The following is an 18,152-nucleotide window of genomic DNA, read 5'->3' on the forward strand; positions in this document are numbered from 1 at the left end:
CGAGGCTTGCCACCTCGCTCCGCCCACTCAGCCATTCGAGCGATTGCGCCTGCTGTCGCGCCATTTAGTGTCTCTTGTCGCAGCCTGCAACGGCGCTGCTCGTCCGGAAAACCGATCGACCCAGAACAAGAGGAAAAGGCATGGCGGGACCATTGGCGGGAATCAGGGTAGTGGAGATGAATGCGATCGGCCCCGCGCCATTCGCGGTGATGATGCTGGCGGACATGGGGGCCGAAGTCATACGGGTGGACCGGTTGCAATCGGGCTTCCTCAATGGCGACGGCAGCGTGATCGGCAGGGGGCGCCGCAGCCTCGGCATCGACCCGCGCAAGCCGGGCGCGACAGATGTCCTGCTGGCGTTGATCGACAGCGCCGACGTGTTGGTCGAGGGTTTCCGTCCTGGTGTCATGGAGCGCCTGGGGCTGGGGCCCGAAGTCTGTCTGCAGCGCAATCCGCGCCTGGTGTACGGACGCATGACCGGTTGGGGGCAGAACGGCAGCCTGGCGCCGGTGGCCGGCCATGATCTGAACTACATCGCGCTGACCGGCGCCCTGCATGCCATGGGGCATGCCGATCGCGAGCCCACGCCGCCTCTGCATCTGGTGGGCGACATGGGCGGTGGAGCGCTGTTCCTGGTGGTCGGTGTGCTGGCGGCGTTGTTCGAGGCGCAGCGCTCGGGCAAGGGACAGGTGGTGGATGCCGCGATCACCGACGGAGCGGCCTTGATGTCCACCATGTACTACGAATTCCGCCAGCGCGGCGAATGGCGGGAGCGGGGCAGCAATATCTTCGACGGCGGCGCGCCGTTCTACGGCTGCTACACCTGCGCGGACGGCCAATGGATTTCCATCGGTTCCATCGAGCCACAGTTCTACCGGCAATTGCTGGAGCTCTGCGAGATCGACGATCCCGCCTTCGAGCGGCAATGGGACCGCGAACAATGGCCGGCGCTGCGCAGCAAGCTGGAGGCGGTATTCCGTCGGCGCAGCCGCGAGCAATGGTGCCTGCTGCTGGAAGGCACCGATGTCTGCTTCGCACCGGTGCTGGACTTCGACGAGGCGCCGAACCATCCGCACCTGCGCGCGCGCGGCACCTTCATTCATGACGCCCAGGGGGTCTATCCGGCGCCCGCGCCACGTTTCAGCCGCACCCCCTCCGCACCGGGAAGCCTGGCGCAGAACGGCGCGCAGACCCAGGAGATTCTCCGCGAACTGGGGCTGGACGCGGCGGCGGTTGCGGCCTTGCGCGCCGCCGGGGCGATTGCCTGACGGGGTGGAGGGGGTTGGGCCGCCCACCCCTTCCGGGCGGGATACAGTCCGCCCCGCTTGCATGACCATGGTCGAAGGACGCGCCGGTTCGAGCGCGCCTTCCGAACAATGATCACTGGAGATCGCGATGTCGCAGAAAACCTATGTTGCCGGTGTGGGCATGATTCCGTTCGCCAAGCCCGGCGCCAGCGGCTCCTACATCGAGATGGGCGCCGAAGCCGTGCGTCTCGCGTTGAAGGATGCCGGTCTGGGTTACGAGCTGGTGCAACAGGCCTACGCCGGGTACGTCTATGGCGACTCCACCTGCGGTCAGTCGGCGCTGTACGAGGTCGGCATGACGGGAGTCCCCGTCATCAACGTCAACAACAACTGCGCCAGCGGCTCGACCGCACTGTACCTGGCGCGCCAGGCGGTGGAGAGCGGGGCGGTGGATTGCGCCCTGGCCTTCGGCTTCGAGCAGATGCAGCCCGGCGCGCTGAAGAATTTCTGGACGGACCGCCCCACCACCATGGGCAAGGGCTTCGAGGCGGCGGCGGAAGTCTTCCCCGAAGGCGTTGGCATGCCCGGGGCACTGATGTTCTTCGGCGGCGCCGGTAAGGAGCACATGCTGAAGTACGGCACGCGGATGGAGACCTTCGCGGCGATCCGTGCCAAGGCCAGCCGTCACGCGGCGAACAACCCGCTGTCGGTGTTCCGCAAGGTGGTCACCACCGAAGAAGTCATGGCCGATCAGGTCGTCTGGGAAGGGGTAATGACCCGTCTGATGGCTTGTCCGCCCACCTGTGGCGGCGCCGCGGCGATTATCGTCTCCGAGCGTTTCGCGAAGAAGCACGGCCTGCGCACCGACGTGAGCATCCTGGCCCAGGCTATGGCCACCGATACCCCGGAAGCCTTCGATCCGCCCTCGATGATCAGCATCGTCGGCGTCGGCATGACCCAATCCGCCGCGCAGCAGGTTTACGAGAAGGCCGGCGTCGGTCCGGAAGACATCCGGGTCTGCGAGCTGCATGACTGCTTCGCCCATAACGAACTGCTGACCTACGAGGGGTTGGGCTTCTGCAAGGTCGGCCAGGGCGAGAAGTTCGTCATGGACGGCAACAACACCTACGGCGGCCAGGTGGTGGTCAACCCGTCCGGTGGCCTCCTGTCCAAGGGCCATCCGCTGGGCGCCACCGGCCTGGCCCAGTGCTACGAGCTGACCCATCAGCTGCGCGGCACGGCGGACAAGCGTCAGGTCGAGGGGCTGCAGCACGCTCTGCAGCACAACCTGGGCCTGGGCGGCGCCGGCGTCGTGACCCTCTACGGGCGTGGCTGAGGAGGCGAGCATGGCAGACAAGTCTCTGATCGGCCGCTCCACCGGCGTCACCACCAGCGAGGTGGAGAAGGGCCGTTTGCGCTTCTTCGCCAAAGCGATCGGTGAAACCGATCCGGTCTATTTCGATGAAGAGGCCGCGCACGCCGCGGGCTATCGAGCGCTCCCGGTACCGCCGACCTTCCTCATGTGCCTGGAAAGCGAAGGCCGTAATCCGCAGGCCATCGTCGAGGAAGTGATGGGTTTCGACCTCGGCCGCATCCTGCATGCCGAGCAGGAGTTCATCTACCACCGCATGGCCTTTGCCGGTGACGTTCTGACCTTCGATACACGCATCGTCGACGTGTACGAGAAGAAGGGCGGGGCGCTGCAGTTCGTGGTCCAGGAAACCCGTGTCAGCAACCAGGATGGCGAGCATGTCGCCGACATCCGTTCTTCGCTCGTACAGCGCTGAGGTCACTCCGATGAACATTCCTCTCTACAGCGACGTACAGGTTGGCGATGAGCTGCCGCTGCTCAAGCTGCGCCCGATCAACCGCACCATGCTGGCGCTCTATGCCGGTGCCTCGGGCGACCACAACCAGATCCACATCGATATCGATTTCGCCCGCAAGGCGCGCCAGCCCGACGTGTTCGCCCACGGCATGCTGTCCGCCGCCTACCTGGGGCGCCTGCTCACCCAGTGGGTGCCGCAGCCGCGCATGCGCCGGCTCGCGGTCCGCTTCGTCGGTATCACTCAACTGGGGCACATCCCGCATCTCAGCGGACGGATCGCCGAAAAGTTCGAGCAGGACGGCGAGAAGCGCGTGCGCCTGGAGATCCAGTGCGGCAACCAGTATGGCGAGCCCAAGATCGTCGGCGAAGCCGTCGTGGCGCTGGCCTGATTGATCCAACGAATCCAACAGCAGGAACAGAACGAACATGCAAAAGCTTGAAGGAAAAGTAGCCCTGGTGACCGGCTCCGGTCGTGGAATCGGCCGCAGCGTCGCGCTGAAGCTGGCCTCCGAGGGCGCCCGCGTGGTGGTCAACGACCTGGACGCGGCGCCTGCCGAAGAAGTGGTGGCGGAGATCCGCGCGGCCGGCGGTGAAGCCGTCGCCTGCATCGGCAGCGTCACCGCGGTGGATTTCGCCGAGCGCTTCGTCAAGACCGCGGTCGAAAACTACGGCGGCATCGACATCATCGTCAACAACGCCGGCTACACCTGGGACAACGTCATCCAGAAAATGACCGACGAGCAGTGGTACGCCATCATGGACTGCCACCTCACCGCGCCGTTCCGCATCCTCCGCGCCGCCTACCCGGTCATCAGCGCGGCGGCGAAGCTGGAAGCGGCCGAGGGCCGGGTGGTCAACCGCAAGGTGGTGAACATTTCCTCGGTTTCGGCCAGCGGCAACGCCGGGCAGGTCAACTACTCCACCGCCAAGGCGGGTGTGATGGGCCTGACCAAGGCACTGGCCAAGGAGTGGGGCCGCCACAAGGTCAACGTCAACGCCGTCGCCTACGGTCATATCGAAACCCGCATGACCGTGCCGGTCGAGGGTGAGGTGAAGACCGTCAAGATCGAGGGCCGCGACATCCGCGTGGGCATCAGCTCGCAATTGGTCGAGCAGTCCAGGCACATGACCCCGCTGGGGCGTCCGGGCACACCGGACGAAGCCGCCGGCGCGGTATACCTGTTCTGCATTCCCGAGTCCGACTACGTCACCGGCCAGGTCCTGGTCTGCGGCGGCGGTCTGGGCACTGTCGTCTGATCCGCGGAGGTTCCTGACATGCGTGTGGAAAATTATCGTTCGCCGTGGATGGACGCCGACCTGGACGCCTTCCGTGACAGCATCCGTCGTTTCGTCCGCGAGCAGTTGCTGCCCCATGAAGAAAAATGGCGTGCCCAGCACCGCTCCGACCGCGAGGCCTGGCTGGCCTGTGGCGAGATGGGCATGATCCTGCCGGACATGCCGTCCGAGTACGGCGGCGTTGACGGCTCCCCGGCCTATTACGCGGTGGCCATGGAAGAGCTGACCTATGCCGGCGCCATGAGCATCGCGCTGAGCATCAACCACATCGTCGGCCACTACATCCTGGCCAGCGGTACCGAGGAGCAGAAACGCCAGTGGCTGCCGGGCATCGCCTCCGGAAAGATCATCACCTCCATTGCCATGACCGAGCCGGGTACCGGTTCGGACCTGCAGGGCGTGAAGACCCGCGCGGTGAAGAAAGGCGACAACTACGTGATCAATGGCTCCAAGACCTTCATCAGCAACGGTCAGAACAGCGACGTGGTGATAGTCGTGGCCAAGACCGATCTGGAAGCCAAGGGCTCCCGTGGTATTTCGCTGTTCATCGTGGACACCGCGACGCCCGGCTTCCATCGCGGCAAGTGCCTGGACAAGATCGGCCTGCCGGGCCAGGACACCTCGGAAATGTTCTTCCAGGACTGCGAAGTACCGGCGCACTGCCTGCTGGGCGGGGTGGAAGGGCAGGGCTTCATCCAGCTGATGCAGCAACTGCCCTACGAGCGTGCGGAAATCGCCATCCAGGCCGCCGCCGCCATGGAGCGTGCGCTGTCCCTGACGCTGGAGTACACCCGGGAGCGGAAGGCGTTCGGCAAGTCGATCCTGGAGTTCCAGAACACCCGCTTCACCCTGGCGGAAGTGAAAACCACCGTGCTCGCTTCGCGCACCCTGGCCGACCTGATCGTCCAGCGCTGGGTGGACGGCACGCTGGATACTACCCTGGCCTCGATGGGCAAGTTCTGGCTGACGGACCGTCAGGGAGAAGTCATCGACACCTGCCTGCAGTTCTTCGGCGGTTTCGGCTACATGAACGAGTACCCCATCGCCCGCATGTTCGCCGATGCCCGTGTGTCGCGAATCTATGGCGGGGCCAACGAGATCCAGCGCGAGCTGGTGGGCCGTTCGTTGTAATCGGTGACCGGCACCCTGGTGCCGGTCCGAGCGACGCCAGGGGTGATCCTGTCACCTTTGGTGTCATTGACGACGCGAGAACTCTGATGCCGGTTGAACTGGAACGCTATCCGCTGCATACCCGCCAGGTGGTGTGCGAGGGATTTCGCCGCAGCGATGGCCTTTACGAGTTTGAAGGGCGCCTGCTGGATCGCAAGACTCACGACTTGCACCTGCTGTTCAAGCAGGTGCCGGCCGGACAACCGGTTCACCAGATGCGGGTCGTCCTGGTCGTCGACCAGGATTGGGTAGTGCGAGAGGCCCGGGCGAGCAGCGATTCCGCGCCGACGCCGCATTGCGGGGAAATCGCCGCGGCCTACGCGGACCTTCAGGGCATGAAGGTCGGCCCTGGTTTCAGGCGCGAGCTGCTACGGCGCCTGGGGGATGAACGGGGCTGTACGCACCTCACCGATCTTGTGCAGGCCATGGCAACCACGGTATTCCAGACACTCATGACCTTGCGCTACGACGGCAGGCAAGCGCCCGGTGACACCACCGACGGCAATCCGATCCTCCAGGTGCTGGGCACCTGCCATGCCTATCGGCGGGGTGGTCCGGCCGCCAGGAAATTATCCGGTCCATGAGGATTCATCAGTAAGCAACGAGCACCAGCGCAGTGCATCCGTGTGCCGAGTGTGTTCCCCGATAACAAGAACACTGGAGAACGACATGTACATCACCCAAGGTCTACATCGCCACATGCAGCAACGGCCCCATGCGAAGGCGATTCGCTGCCAGGGGCGCGGCATGACCTTCGCACAACTGGGCGGGCGCGTCGCGCGTCTTGCCGGGGCGCTGAAGGCGCTCGGACTGCAGAGCGGCGACTGCGTGGCCATGCTGTCGCGCAACTCTCCCCAGTACATCGAATACAGCCTGGGCGTGCCCTGGGCCGACGGCATCCTCAACCCGGTCAATACCCGCTGGAGCGTGGCCGAGGTGGTCTACTCCCTGGACGACTCCAGCACCTCGATTCTCCTCGTCGACGACACCTTCAAGGACATGGGGCTGGCGATCATGCGGCAGGCCAAGACCCTGCGGCATGTGATCCACGTCGGCGAGGAGGAAACCCCCGAGGGCATGTTGAGCTACGAGGCGCTGCTGGCCGGGGCCGAGCCGGTGGCCGATGTGCGCCGGCATGGCGATGCGTTGCTAGGGATCTTCTACACCGGCGGCACCACGGGATTCCCCAAGGGCGTGATGATCAGCCACAACAACCTGGCCTTCGCCGCAATGGCCTCCGCCAACAAAGGCTTCTTCGGGCGTGAGGCCCGTTTCATGCACGCCATGCCGATGTTCCATCTGGCGGACTTCTCGGCGATGTACTGCCTCATCATGTCCGGCGGCGTGCACGTCATACTCCCAGCGTTCAGCGGAGAGGCGGCTATCCGTGCGGTGGCGGAGGAGCAACTGACCGACCTGATGCTTGCGCCGACCATGATCCAGATGATGTTGCAGGCCCGCGAAGCCAATCCGGAACTGGCAGCGCTGCAACTGACCAGCATCCGCAACATCATCTATGGCGCTTCGCCCATTTCCCCGGCACTGCTTGACCGCGCCTGCATCGCGTTCCCAAAGGCGCGTTTCTTCCAGGGCTACGGCATGACCGAGCTGACTACCGGCGGCACCATGCTCGATGCCGAGTTCCACAGCGCCGAGCACCAGGCCAGCGGCAAGATGTATTCGGCGGGCCGGGCGATCGGCTGCGTCGAACTGCGCATCGTCGACGAAAACGACCGGGAAGTGCCGCGCGGCAGCGTGGGCGAGATCGTGGTGCGCGGTCCCAACGTGATGCTCGGCTACCTCAACCAGCCGGTGCTGACAGCCGAGGTGCTCAAGGATGGCTGGATGCATACAGGCGACGGTGCCTACATGGATGAGGACGGCTTCGTCTATATCGTCGATCGCCTGAAGGACATGATCGTCAGCGGTGGTGAGAACGTCTATTCCGCCGAAGTCGAGAACGCCGTTGCCAGCCATCCCTCGGTGGCGCAGTGCGCGGCGATCGGGATTCCTTCCGATAAGTGGGGCGAAAGCGTGCACGTGGTGATAGTGCTCAAGCCCGGCGCCGAACTGCTCGAGGAACAGATCATCGCCCACTGCAGGGAGCGAATCGCCGGCTACAAGTGTCCGCGCAGCATCGAGGTGCGCGAGAGCCTGCCGCTGTCCAGCGTCGGCAAGATTCTCAAGAGCGAACTACGCAAACCCTACTGGGAAAAGCACGCGCGCAACATTGCCTGATGCCGATTTGGCTCGAAGCAACCCTGCTGACAAGGAAATTGCCGATGCATTCTTATCCGACTCGCTTCTTCGCAGCCGGTGTGGCGCTACTCGCCGCCGGATTCGCCTGGGGCAGCCAGCCTACCCCGGAAGAGGCCAGGGCCATCGCTCGCGAAGCCTATGTCTATGGCTTCCCGCTGGTAGACAACTACCGCATCCAGTACACCTACTTCCAGGACCGCTCCAACCCCGAGTTCAAGGCGCCCTGGAACAGGCTGCACAACGAGGCGCGGCTCTACACGCCCGCGGATACCGCGATCCAGACGCCCAATGCCGACACGCCTTATTCGCAACTGGGCGCCGACCTGCGCAGCGAGCCACTGGTGCTGAGCGTGCCCGAGGTGGAGGCGCAACGGTACTATTCGCTGCAGTTCGTCGACGCCTATACCTACAACTTCGCCTATGTGGGCAGCCGCGCCACCGGCAACGGGGCCGCGCGCTACCTGCTGGCCGGCCCCGACTGGAAAGGGCCGACGCCCGCGGGCATCGCCCAGGTCATCCGCTCCGATACCCAATTCGCCTTCGTCTTCTATCGGACCCAACTGTTCAATCCACAGGACATGGAAGGGGTACGCAAGGTGCAGGCGGGATTCAAGGTGGAACCGCTGTCGGCTTACCTGGGACAGGTGGCGCCGCAGCCGGCTCCCGCGCTGAACTTCATCAAGCCGCTGAGCGCGGAGCAGGAGCGCAAGTCGCCGGAGTTCTTCGACGTCCTCAACTTCGTCCTGACCTACTGTCCGACCCTGCCGTCGGAGAAGGAGCTGATGGCGCGTTTCGCCCGACTGAACATCGGCCCTGGCAAGACTTTCGACTTCCAGGCGCTGACGCCTGAACTGCGTGAGGCCGTGCAGGCGGGGATGGCCGACGCCTGGAGCCAGTCCATGGCCGGGTTCGAGCGTCTGCGTAATGCCGGCAAGGTCTCCAGCGGCGATGTGTTCGGGACCCGAGAGCATCTTGCCGGAAATTATCTGTACCGGATGGCAGCCGCGGTAGGCGGCATCTACGGCAACTCCGCCGAGGAGGCGCTGTACGCCAGCTACAACCAGGATGCCGGCCAACAGAAGCTCGATGGCAGTCATCGCTATGTCCTGCGTTTTGCCAAGGACCAACTTCCGCCGGTGCATTCGTTCTGGTCGCTGACACCCTACACCCTGCCTGAGCGCGCACTGGTGGCCAACCCTCTGCAGCGCTATCTGGTCAATTCACCGATGCTGCCGGACATGCAGCGCGACGCCGACGGCGGCCTCACGCTCTACCTGCAGAACGCCTCACCGGGGGGCGAGCGCGAACACAACTGGATTCCCGTACCCAAGGGGCCGTTCCTTTTGGCCATGCGTTTCTACTGGCCGAAGCAGGAGCTGATTTCCGGAAGCTGGCAGCGGCCGGCGCTGCAACGAGTCGAATGAGGAGAAGGGAATGATCCGCATGAACAAAACCCTGCAGCGGGCGCTGTTGCTGTTCACCACGTCCTGGCTGGCTACGCAACAGGCCGTCTGGGCTACAACCGCTCCAGCCCCGGTCAATGTCGACAATTTTGCCCGGGCGGAGTCGGACCGCTACCTTGCCGCGATCGTCAAGCGCTATGGCCTTGGCCGGCTGGAGCACAATCGCCAGGTGGCCTCCATCGACCAGCAGACGGTCATCCGGCTCAACCGCGACACGCTGTATTCGGTGGGGGTCTTCGACCTGGAGGCTGGTCCGCTGACCCTGACCTTGCCGGATGCGGGCAAGCGCTACCTGTCGCTCCAGGTGATCAACGAGCAGCATTACGTACCGGCAGTGTTCTACGGGGCAGGAACGCATCGCCTGACCCGCGATGCCATGGGTAGTCGCTATGTGGCCGTTGCCCTGCGTATTCTCGCCAATCCCGCCGACGCCCAGGACATGCAGCGCGCACATGCATTGCAGGACGCGGTGCGCGTCGAACAGGCCGGCACCGGGCACCTCGAACTGCCGCAATGGGATGGCGAAAGCCAGGGCAAGGTTCGCAGCGCACTGTTGGCCCTGGCCGCGCTGGAGCCGGACCTCAACCGTGCCTTCGGAGTCCAGGGGCGGGTCGATCCGGTCCGTCATCTGATCGCCACGGCCTCGGCATGGGGAGGGTTTCCGGAGCAGGATGCGACCTACCTGAATGTTACGCCGGCACGCAACGACGGCTCGACGCAATATCGCCTGAGCGTCAAGGACGTACCGGTGGACGCGTTCTGGTCGATCAGCGTGTACAACGAGAAAGGCTATTTCCAGCCCAACCTCCAGGGGGCCTATAACCTCAACAGCGTGACGGCACAGAGGGCGGAGGACGGCAGTATCGATGTCGCGTTCGGCGGTTGCGATGGCAAGGTGCCCAACTGTCTGCCGATAACATCGGGATGGAACTACATGGTCCGGCTGTATCAACCGCAACCTTCGGTGCTCGAGGGGAGCTGGCGTTTCCCCGAGGCCGTTCCGGTGAACTGAACCTCGCGGGAATCGAAAAAGGGGCAGCGTGAGCTGCCCCTTTTTCGTTCACTCGTTCAGGGCCGTGGGCATGCCCTTGCTCGTGGCACGAGCGCCCAGTTCGCTGACCTCCAGGCTCAGCAGCGCGAGATCGTAGCTGTGGCCGTCAAGATCCTTGACGTGATTGCGCAGCACCGATTCAGGCCGGAAACCCAGCTTTTCGAAGGTCTTGATCGCGGCGCTCTGGTCGACTGTCATCTGCACGGTGAGTTTTTCCAGGCCGAGGCTCAGTGCAAGGTTGACGCATTCCCTGATCAGCGCCTGCCCCAGCCCGACACCGCGCCAGGCGGGGGCGACCAGGATGCGCAGGTCGCCGACATGGGGGGACCAGGACTGAGCGTCGACGACCACGGCGGTACAGCCCACCAGTTGACCGTCGGCAACGGCCACCAGACTGGTCACTTGTTTACCGAGAGCCGTCAGCCAGGCCGCAATGACTTTCGGGTGGCTGAGATTGCGCCGTACGAACAGCAGGTCGTGCACTGGCAGGGTATCGATGAACGCGGTGAGCGCGGGTGCATCCTCAGGCTTCATCAGGCGGAACTCCACCTGCGTGCCATCGAGTGCGAGATAACGAGGGTAGCGGCGTTGAACGGGCTTCTTCATATGGAGCGTTTCCCCAACCAGTGATCCAGTGATGGCCACATGCGTTTGATGGCCGCGGGCCCGGCGACCAGGCTGACGTGCCCGCCGGGAATGATCAGTTCTTCCTTGTCGACGGAGCCCACCTTGTGCAGCAGCGGCCGGGCACTGGCAGGGGGCACCAGGGAGTCGTGCTCGGCGATGACGTGCAGCAGGGGCACCTTGATCGCGTCGAGCCGTACGGGACGGCCGCCGATACGCAGGGTGTCGTCGAACAGGCGGTTCTTCCACACCAGTTCCTTGATGATCTGCCGGTAGTAGTCCCCCGCCAGCGGCAGAGTGTCGGCGCCCCAGCCGGTCATCATGCGGTAGCCCTTGACGTACTGCTCGTTCCACAGGTTGTCCCACAGGCGAATCTGCCCGGCGATGCGGCCCGCCGGGCGCAGCAGGTCGAAGCCGTTCTGGATCATCTTGGAGGGGAGGATGCCCAGTCGGTCCACCAGTTCGTCGACGTCGAAGTAGTCAGGGTTCGCCAGCGTCCGGGTCCAGTGCACCTGGCTCCAGTCCACCGGGGTGGTGAAGCACACGAGGTTCTTCAGCGGGCCTTCCGGATGCAGGGCCGCGTAGATGCAGGCCAGGATGCCGGCCATGCAGTATCCGACCAGGGTGACATCCTCCACACCCGCATCGCGCTGGACGCGACGCAGGCAGTCGGGCAGGAAGTCGAGGACGTAGTTCTCGATCTTCAGGTGCTGCTCGGTACGGGTCGGCGGGTTCCAGTCGATGACGTAGATGTCGTAACCACGATGTAGGAGGAACTCGATCAGGCTCTGCCCCCTGGCGAGGTCGAACAGATAGGCGCGGTTGGTGGTGGCCATGACCAGCAGCAGCGGAGTGCGGTACACCTCATCGGCCGAGGAGTAGTAGTGATACAGGCTGAGCGTGCCCCGGCGGTGCAGGAGACGCTTGGGCGTCGCGCCCACCGCAGGGCCGGGGGAACTCAGGTAGTCCAGAGCGTTGAGCCTGCGTTGCAGCATCCGCTTCGCTTCGGTTTTCAGGCGTCCGGTGAAGGTCTTATCGAATGGCATGGCTCATGACTCCCTCTTGGCCTTGGCGGCGGGGCGCTTCGCCCGCTGTCGTGCTTTCGTCAGCGCCAACTCGGGTTGCAGGTCCAGGGGTTGGCGGCTGCGGGGCGGACGAGGCACCAGGGATTTTGCCGCCAGGTCGGGCAACAGCTCGTCGAGCTTGTCTTCGATTCGGCGTACCGCGTCGGCAAGCTCCCGGACTTCCCCGCGGCTGGGCAGGTCCAGCTGCTCCAGCAGGCGGGCGATGGAGCGTTCAGCCAGGTAGCGGGCGCCGGTGGATGCACGCGTGTAGATAGCCATGGCCTGGGCGAACTCGCTGGAGTCCATCTTCCGGGCGGCCACGTCGTTGATACCGTTTTCGAGCTTGTTCAGGGCCTCGCGGCACAGGCGCAGTGGGTCGGGAAAGCGTGAAGCGGTCATGCCGGACTCTCCTGTTCTCAGGATGACGGGGGGTAGGTCTGAAGTGCCGTGCGCGGGTCGCGGCCCTGCAGGCAGCGGCGCAGGAGGTGGGTGGTGGTCGAGTAGGGCAGCAGCGCCCAGCGGGTCGTGCGGGCCAGCCTGGGGGCAAGCCGGGTCAGGAGCGCGTCGCGCCAGCCATCGGTGGCGTTCCAGAGGGTCACCGCAGTGCTGCGGAGCTCGCCGCCGACTTCCCGGTCCGGCGCGGTATCGGCTATCTCCAGGGTGGTGTCCGCATGCTGTCCTTCGAAAGCCTCGGTCAGTGCTGCGCTGATGCGCAGCAAGGCGTCGCTGGCGGCACCATTGATGGCGTCGAAATTGAGGAAACCGTGGAACTGCCCCGGATAGTGCAACAGCAGCACCGGAATCCGGGCATTGCGCAGCCGCGCCGCGTAATCCAGGCCATCGTCGCGAATGGGATCGAGACCGGCGCTGATGATGAGCGCCGGCGCTACGCCGCGCAGGTTGCGTTGCCGACGGGGCGACAGCAGGGGCGAGCTGAGGTCCAGGTGCGCGACGGAATGGGCGATCGTGCGCTGGATGTGGCCGAGCATGTGCTGGGTGACCATGTAGCCGTCGGCGTTCTCCGTCAGCGAGGGGAAGGATTCCAGCAATTCAGTGGCGGGGTAGGCAAGCACCTGCAGCGCCAGCTTGAGGCCCTGGCTACGCGCCTCTTGGGCGATGACCGCCGTGAGGTTGCCGCCTGCAGAATCGCCGCCGATGGCCAGGCGCTCGGCGTCGATCCCCAGCTCCTGGGCGTGCTCGACTATCCAGTTCAGCGCTGCCAGGCAGTCTTCGCGGCTGGCGTTGAGGTCATGCTCCGGGGCCAGCCGGTAACTGATGGCCACGGTGATGCAGCCGGCCGTCCGCGCGATGTTGCGGCAGATCGACTCCGCCGAGTCCAGGCCGCCCACCATGAAGCCGCCACCATGGACCCAGATGAACGCCGGGAGGAGCGCGTCACCGCGCGAGGGGCTGTAGATACGCAGGCTCAACTCGCCGCCCGGCCCGTCGATCTCGAACTGACGCACGCTGGCGAGGGGAGGGCGAGTGCCCAGCGCCAGGGCGGTGAGCCGCCACAGTTCGCGGATTTCGCCCAGGGAATAGGCTTCGATGGGTTTGAGCTGCGTCGCTAGGTTCAGCATGCGCAGGAAGGCGCGCGCGTCGCGATCCGGGGCGGCCGCGCGCCAGGTAACGGGAAGGCCCTTGCCGGACGGACGCGGCGCTTGGACGGTCGGGGTAGCGTGGGTGGTCACGACGGGACTCCTTGTGGTCGTGGAAGTGCCGATATGCTATTGCCCCGGTCGCTCCCGCGCGCCCCCTCCTGTGGAACGGGATGGCTACCAACCCGTTCCGGTCAGAGACCGTTCACCAGATGGCCTCCGTCCACCGCCAGGACGCTGCCGGTCATGAAGCTACCGGCGTCGCTGGCCAGCAGCAGGAAGGGGCCATCCAGCTCGGACAGCTCGCCGAGGCGGCGCATCGGGATGGCGTCCTGGATGTACTGCCGGCCGTGCTCACTGTCGAAGTAGCCGTCGGTCATCTCCGTGATGAAATAGCCGGGCGCGATGGCGTTGACGCGGATGCCCCGACGCGCCAGCTCCAGGGCCAGCGCTTTGGTCAACTGCACCACGCCGGCCTTCGCCGTGCAGTAGTGGCTGTAGCCTGCGCCCACACGAATGCCCAGCATCGAGGCGATATTGACGATGCTGCCGGGGCGGCCGGCTGCCACCAGGCGCTGTGCGGCGCACTGTGCCACACGCCAGACCCCGTCCAGGTTGGTCGCGAGCATGCTCCGCCAGTCGTCCTCGCTCACTTCCAGGGCGCGCTGGCCGTTACCGATGCCGGCGTTGTTCAGCACCACGTCGACTACCCCGAAGCAAGTTTGCGCCGTATCGAAAGCTGCCTCGACGCTGGCTCTATCGGTGACATCGAGAGCGACGGGCAGGGCCTCGCCCCCCTGGGCGTGAATCTCGTCCGCCAACTGTCCCAGCCGCTCAATGCGCCGTGCACCCACCACGACCCTTGCTCCGGACGCGGCGGCGACCCGCGCCAGGTGAGCACCGATACCGCTGGAGGCACCGGTCACCAGAACAACCTTGCCGGCCAGGGAAAAACGCTGTGATCGTTCAGTCATTGTGCTTCTTCGCTCAGTTGAATACTTCGAACAGCCCGGCGGCACCCATGCCGCCGCCCACGCACATGGTCACCACCACGTAGCGCACACCGCGTCGGCGCCCCTCCAGCAAGGCGTGGCCGACCATGCGGGCGCCGCTCATGCCGTAGGGATGACCGATGGCGATGGCGCCGCCGTTGACGTTCAGCCGGGCGTTATCGATGCCCAGCTTGTCGCGACAGTAGAGGACCTGGCAGGCGAAGGCTTCGTTGAGTTCCCACAGGCCGATGTCGTCGACACTCAACCCGTGCTGTTTGAGGAGCTTGGGCACGGCGAGCACCGGGCCGATGCCCATTTCCTCGGGTGCGAGACCTGCCACGGCGATGCCCCGATAGGCGCCCAGGGGCTCCAGATTGCGCTGCTCGGCCAGCCGGCCGTCCATCAGCACGCAGGCGCTGGCGCCGTCTGACAGTTGGCTGGCGTTGCCGGCGGTGATGCAGCCGGCCTCGATCACTGGCTTGAGGGCGCCGAGGTCTTCAAGGCGGGTCTGCGGCCGGTTGCCTTCGTCGCGGTCCAGGGTAAGCGGCTGGTAGCTGACCTGGCCGCTGGCCTTGTCGGTCACCGCGTTGCTGACGTTCACCGGCACGATCTCCCCGGCGAACAGGCCAGCCTGCTGGGCCGCAGCGGTGCGTTGCTGGGATTGCAGGGAATAGGCGTCCTGCTCCTCGCGGCTGATGCCGTAGCGCCGGGCGACCCGCTCGGCGGTCTGCAGCATGGGCATGTAGGCGTGTTCGGCATGCCGCAGCACCAGCCGGTCCTGCTCGCTCATGGCCCATTCCACGTGGCGGTTCTGCACGCGGCTGATCTGCTCCTGGCCGGCGCCGATGGTCACCTGCATGCCGTCTACCATGATCTGCTTGGCGGCGGTCGCGATGGCCATCAGCCCGGAGGCGCATTGGCGGTCCAGGGTCTGGCCGCTGACCGACAACGGCAGCCCGGAGGCGAGGGCGCTCATGCGCCCGAGGTTCCAGCCGGCGGTGCCGGCGGGCATCCCCGTGCCCATCACCAGGTCGTCGATTTCCGCGGCCTCGATGCCGGCGCGCTCGACGGCGGCACGGATGGCGAAGGACGCCATGGTGGGGGAAGTGGTGTTGTTGAAGGCGCCGCGGAAGGCCTTGCCGATCGGCGTGCGCGCGGTAGAGAGAATGACGGCTTCTTTCATGTTCTGCTCCTGCAGTCAGATGCGTTCGATATGGGTACGGCCGGACGCCACCAAGCGTTCGAGCAGCGGTGCCGGTTGGTACCACTGGGCGCCATAGGCACCCAGGCTGTCGCGGTAATGGCGGATGCGCTCCAGTACATTGGGAAGGCCGAGAGCCTCGGCGTAATGCATCGGGCCGCCGCGCCAGGCGGGGACGCCGTAGCCGTTGATCCAGACCAGGTCAATGTCGCCGCTGCGCAGGGCGATGCCTTCGTCCAGCAGCCGGATGCCTTCGTTGATCCGCATGAACAGGCAGCGGTCGACCCAGGGCGTTGACGAGCACGCGGGCGAGGCCGATGAAGGCGATGTCGCCGTCCTGGTGATAGCGGATCAGTTCAGTCATTAGATTTCTCCAGATCGGCACGGGGTCAGTACCAGGCGTCCCGCATATCGCAGGCCAGACGGTCTGCGCTGGTGAGCAGGCGGGCGATGCCCGCCAGCGGGGCGAGTTCCCAGGTCATGAAGTAACGCGCGGCATGCACCTTGCCCTGGTAGAAGGCGGCCTCGTCGTCGCTGCTGGCCCGCGGCAGGGCGGCACCGGCGGCCAGGGCCTGGCGCAGCCAGGTCCAGCCCACCACCACGCGGCCGAACAGGTCGAGGAAAGGGGTGGCGTTGGCCAGCCCCCTGGTCGCATCGGCGGCAACCTGCGCCTGCAGCTCGGTGGTCGTCTCCTCCAGCAGTTGCAGGGCGAGTTCCAGCTGCCGCGCCATCGGAGCGCAGCGGGTATCGGTGGCGGCCCGGCTCAGGCAGCGGCGGATTTCCTCGCGCAGCAGCCGATAACCGTCGCCGCCGCGAGAGCCCAGCTTGCGGCCCAGCAGGTCGATCGCCTGGATGCCTTCGGTGCCTTCATGGATGGGGTTGAGGCGATTGTCCCGGTACAACTGCTCCAGCGGGTACTCGCGGGTGTAGCCCGCGCCACCGAGGATCTGGATGCCGAGGTCGGAAGCCAGCAGGCCGTAGCGTGACGGATAGGACTTCACCACCGGGGTCAGCAGGTCGAGCAGTTCGGCGGCGTTGCGCCGTTGCTCCGGGGTGTCGCCGGTATGGGCGTCCTCCACCAGCGAGCTGGCATACAGGCAAAGACTCAGGCTGCCTTCGGCATAGACCTTCTGCTGCAACAACATGCGCCGGACATCGGCGTGCTCGATAATCGACACCTGGGGCGAGGCGGGGTCCTTGCAGCCCGGCAGCCGTCCCTGCGGGCGCTCCCGGGCGTACTCCAGCGCGTGGACGAAGCTCTGGTAGCCCAGCGCGGCGGCACCCAGGCCGACGCCGATGCGGGCCTCGTTCATCATCTGGAACATGTAGCCCAGCCCCTGGTGAGGCTCGCCGATCAGGTAGGCCTCGGCGCCGTCGCGTTCACCGAAGTTGAGCACGGTGGAGGTGGTGTTGCGGTAGCCCATCTTGTGCAGCAGGCCGGCCAGCGCCACGTCGTTGCGTTCGCCGCAGCTGCCGTCGGCCTGCACCAGGCGCTTGGGCACCAGGAACAGCGAGATGCCGCGGGTGCCCGCCGGCGCGCCCTCGATGCGGGCCAGGACCATATCGACGATGTTCTCGGTGAGTTCGTGGTCGCCACCGGAGATGAACATTTTCTGGCCGAATACACGGTAGGTGCCATCGCCCGCCGGCCGTGCGCTGGTGCGCAGGTCGCCCAGCGCCGAGCCCTGGCCGGGTTCCGTGAGGGCCATGGTGCCGCTGAAGCGGCCGTCGAGCATGGCCGGCAGGAAGCGCGCCTTGAGTTCGTCGCTGGCGAAGCTCCTGACCAGATTGGTGGCGCCGATGCTGAGGAAGGAATAGCCCAGGGTGGCAATGTTGGCGGCGTTGAAATAGGCCATGCAGGCGCGTAGCACGACTTCGGGCAGTTGCAGGCCGCCATCGGCATAGTCGTGGTGGGCAGCGAGGAAACCGGCCTCGGCGAAGGCGTCCCAGGCCTGCTGGGTTTCCGGGATCAGGTGCACGCGTTCACCGTCGAAGGTGGGTTCGTGCTCGTTGCCCTTGCGGTTGTGCGGCGCGAAAAAATCGCTGGCGAGCTGGCGGGCGGTCTCCAGGGCGGCATCGAATACCGCGCGGTCATGCTCGGCGTAGCGCTGACGCCGGAGCAGGGACTGGGTGTCGAGCACTTCGTAGAGCTGGAAACGCAGGTCGCGTTCGTTGAGCAATGCACTGGTCATGCGCGGTCTCGTCGAGATGGTGCGGGGAACCCGCTGCGGAGGTTGACGGGAGGATAGGCGGACAGGCCGCCGCGGCACCCCACTCGACTGGAGTGGGGTGGGGGCGGACGAGGGGTGGTTGAATGGCTGTCCGGGGGAGTGGGCCCGCAGGTGGCTGCTGTGCCTGT

General features: G+C 65.5%; 17 protein-coding genes and 1 pseudogene. 10 read left to right on the top strand and 8 right to left on the bottom strand.

All coding sequences use genetic code 11. The annotated features are described in order from the left end of the window. Nucleotides 1-140: 140 nt before the first annotated feature. The 10 genes from ACNFBT_RS23115 (at nt 141) to ACNFBT_RS23160 (ending at nt 10,275) form a co-directional block, all read left to right on the top strand. A complete protein-coding gene (locus ACNFBT_RS23115; RefSeq protein WP_416753065.1) occupies nt 141-1,268 on the top strand; it encodes a CaiB/BaiF CoA transferase family protein in 1,128 nt (375 codons plus the stop codon). Nucleotides 1,269-1,395: 127 nt separating this feature from the next. Beyond that, on the top strand, nt 1,396-2,583 hold the full coding sequence (locus ACNFBT_RS23120; protein ID WP_416753066.1) for a lipid-transfer protein: 1,188 nt from the start codon (nt 1,396-1,398) through the stop codon (nt 2,581-2,583). A 10-nt stretch (nt 2,584-2,593) separates the two neighbouring features. Then, a complete protein-coding gene (locus tag ACNFBT_RS23125; RefSeq protein ID WP_416753067.1) occupies nt 2,594-3,034 on the top strand; it encodes a MaoC family dehydratase N-terminal domain-containing protein in 441 nt (146 codons plus the stop codon). Between the two features lie 10 nt (nt 3,035-3,044). After that, nucleotides 3,045-3,464 (top strand): MaoC family dehydratase, encoded by a 420-nt coding sequence (locus ACNFBT_RS23130; RefSeq protein ID WP_416753068.1) that lies wholly within the window; start codon nt 3,045-3,047, stop codon nt 3,462-3,464. A 37-nt stretch (nt 3,465-3,501) separates the two neighbouring features. Continuing rightward, a complete protein-coding gene (locus tag ACNFBT_RS23135) occupies nt 3,502-4,332 on the top strand; it encodes an SDR family NAD(P)-dependent oxidoreductase (protein WP_416753069.1) in 831 nt (276 codons plus the stop codon). 18 nt (nt 4,333-4,350) lie between these two features. Next, complete coding sequence (locus ACNFBT_RS23140) at nt 4,351-5,502, top strand: acyl-CoA dehydrogenase family protein (protein WP_416753070.1); 1,152 nt, start codon at nt 4,351-4,353, stop codon at nt 5,500-5,502. 86 nt (nt 5,503-5,588) lie between these two features. Then, nucleotides 5,589-6,125, top strand: a complete 537-nt coding sequence (locus tag ACNFBT_RS23145) for a DUF2889 domain-containing protein (RefSeq protein ID WP_416753071.1) — start codon at nt 5,589-5,591, stop codon at nt 6,123-6,125. 85 nt (nt 6,126-6,210) lie between these two features. After that, nucleotides 6,211-7,779: a long-chain-fatty-acid--CoA ligase gene (locus ACNFBT_RS23150; RefSeq protein ID WP_416753072.1), complete on the top strand. Its 1,569-nt coding sequence runs from the start codon at nt 6,211-6,213 to the stop codon at nt 7,777-7,779. A gap of 44 nt (nt 7,780-7,823) precedes the next feature. Beyond that, nucleotides 7,824-9,224, top strand: a complete 1,401-nt coding sequence (locus ACNFBT_RS23155; protein ID WP_416753073.1) for a DUF1254 domain-containing protein — start codon at nt 7,824-7,826, stop codon at nt 9,222-9,224. 10 nt (nt 9,225-9,234) lie between these two features. Then, nucleotides 9,235-10,275, top strand: a complete 1,041-nt coding sequence (locus ACNFBT_RS23160) for a DUF1214 domain-containing protein (RefSeq protein WP_416753074.1) — start codon at nt 9,235-9,237, stop codon at nt 10,273-10,275. A gap of 48 nt (nt 10,276-10,323) precedes the next feature. Here the strand turns inward: ACNFBT_RS23160 and ACNFBT_RS23165 are convergent, their stop codons facing one another. The 8 genes and pseudogenes from ACNFBT_RS23165 to ACNFBT_RS23200 all read right to left on the bottom strand — a co-directional run bounded on the left by ACNFBT_RS23165 (nt 10,324) and on the right by ACNFBT_RS23200 (nt 17,985). Continuing rightward, complete coding sequence (locus ACNFBT_RS23165) at nt 10,324-10,920, bottom strand: GNAT family N-acetyltransferase (protein WP_416753075.1); 597 nt, start codon at nt 10,918-10,920, stop codon at nt 10,324-10,326. Continuing rightward, on the bottom strand, nt 10,917-11,984 hold the full coding sequence (locus tag ACNFBT_RS23170; RefSeq protein ID WP_416753076.1) for an alpha/beta fold hydrolase: 1,068 nt from the start codon (nt 11,982-11,984) through the stop codon (nt 10,917-10,919). The genes ACNFBT_RS23165 and ACNFBT_RS23170 overlap by 4 nt, the downstream gene beginning before the upstream one ends. A 3-nt stretch (nt 11,985-11,987) precedes the next feature. Continuing rightward, a complete protein-coding gene (locus ACNFBT_RS23175; protein WP_416753077.1) occupies nt 11,988-12,401 on the bottom strand; it encodes a hypothetical protein in 414 nt (137 codons plus the stop codon). A 17-nt stretch (nt 12,402-12,418) separates the two neighbouring features. Beyond that, on the bottom strand, nt 12,419-13,693 hold the full coding sequence (locus ACNFBT_RS23180; RefSeq protein WP_416753078.1) for an alpha/beta hydrolase: 1,275 nt from the start codon (nt 13,691-13,693) through the stop codon (nt 12,419-12,421). A 101-nt stretch (nt 13,694-13,794) separates the two neighbouring features. Continuing rightward, nucleotides 13,795-14,574: an SDR family NAD(P)-dependent oxidoreductase gene (locus tag ACNFBT_RS23185; RefSeq protein WP_416753079.1), complete on the bottom strand. Its 780-nt coding sequence runs from the start codon at nt 14,572-14,574 to the stop codon at nt 13,795-13,797. Between the two features lie 13 nt (nt 14,575-14,587). Beyond that, on the bottom strand, nt 14,588-15,775 hold the full coding sequence (locus tag ACNFBT_RS23190) for an acetyl-CoA C-acyltransferase (protein WP_416753080.1): 1,188 nt from the start codon (nt 15,773-15,775) through the stop codon (nt 14,588-14,590). A 15-nt stretch (nt 15,776-15,790) separates the two neighbouring features. Continuing rightward, nucleotides 15,791-16,075, bottom strand: a pseudogene (locus tag ACNFBT_RS23195) (3-hydroxyacyl-CoA dehydrogenase family protein); the annotation flags it as partial. Nucleotides 16,076-16,182: 107 nt separating this feature from the next. Continuing rightward, on the bottom strand, nt 16,183-17,985 hold the full coding sequence (locus ACNFBT_RS23200; protein ID WP_416753081.1) for an acyl-CoA dehydrogenase: 1,803 nt from the start codon (nt 17,983-17,985) through the stop codon (nt 16,183-16,185). Nucleotides 17,986-18,152: the final 167 nt, after the last annotated feature.

The organism is Pseudomonas sp. NY15181 (genome assembly GCF_048068055.1).
In the GTDB taxonomy this organism is placed as follows: Bacteria; Pseudomonadota; Gammaproteobacteria; order Pseudomonadales; family Pseudomonadaceae; genus Pseudomonas.

Bases quoted from the DNA above. Each gene is read 5' to 3' on its own strand.
- ACNFBT_RS23115 (WP_416753065.1), top strand. From the start codon at position 141: ATGGCGGGACCATTGGCGGGAATCAGGGTAGTGGAGATGAATGCGATC.
- ACNFBT_RS23120 (WP_416753066.1), top strand. From the start codon at position 1,396: ATGTCGCAGAAAACCTATGTTGCCGGTGTGGGCATGATTCCGTTCGCC.
- ACNFBT_RS23125 (WP_416753067.1), top strand. From the start codon at position 2,594: ATGGCAGACAAGTCTCTGATCGGCCGCTCCACCGGCGTCACCACCAGC.
- ACNFBT_RS23130 (WP_416753068.1), top strand. From the start codon at position 3,045: ATGAACATTCCTCTCTACAGCGACGTACAGGTTGGCGATGAGCTGCCG.
- ACNFBT_RS23135 (WP_416753069.1), top strand. From the start codon at position 3,502: ATGCAAAAGCTTGAAGGAAAAGTAGCCCTGGTGACCGGCTCCGGTCGT.
- ACNFBT_RS23140 (WP_416753070.1), top strand. From the start codon at position 4,351: ATGCGTGTGGAAAATTATCGTTCGCCGTGGATGGACGCCGACCTGGAC.
- ACNFBT_RS23145 (WP_416753071.1), top strand. From the start codon at position 5,589: ATGCCGGTTGAACTGGAACGCTATCCGCTGCATACCCGCCAGGTGGTG.
- ACNFBT_RS23150 (WP_416753072.1), top strand. From the start codon at position 6,211: ATGTACATCACCCAAGGTCTACATCGCCACATGCAGCAACGGCCCCAT.
- ACNFBT_RS23155 (WP_416753073.1), top strand. From the start codon at position 7,824: ATGCATTCTTATCCGACTCGCTTCTTCGCAGCCGGTGTGGCGCTACTC.
- ACNFBT_RS23160 (WP_416753074.1), top strand. From the start codon at position 9,235: ATGATCCGCATGAACAAAACCCTGCAGCGGGCGCTGTTGCTGTTCACC.
- ACNFBT_RS23165 (WP_416753075.1), bottom strand. From the start codon at position 10,920: ATGAAGAAGCCCGTTCAACGCCGCTACCCTCGTTATCTCGCACTCGAT.
- ACNFBT_RS23170 (WP_416753076.1), bottom strand. From the start codon at position 11,984: ATGCCATTCGATAAGACCTTCACCGGACGCCTGAAAACCGAAGCGAAG.
- ACNFBT_RS23175 (WP_416753077.1), bottom strand. From the start codon at position 12,401: ATGACCGCTTCACGCTTTCCCGACCCACTGCGCCTGTGCCGCGAGGCC.
- ACNFBT_RS23185 (WP_416753079.1), bottom strand. From the start codon at position 14,574: ATGACTGAACGATCACAGCGTTTTTCCCTGGCCGGCAAGGTTGTTCTG.
- ACNFBT_RS23190 (WP_416753080.1), bottom strand. From the start codon at position 15,775: ATGAAAGAAGCCGTCATTCTCTCTACCGCGCGCACGCCGATCGGCAAG.
- ACNFBT_RS23200 (WP_416753081.1), bottom strand. From the start codon at position 17,985: ATGACCAGTGCATTGCTCAACGAACGCGACCTGCGTTTCCAGCTCTAC.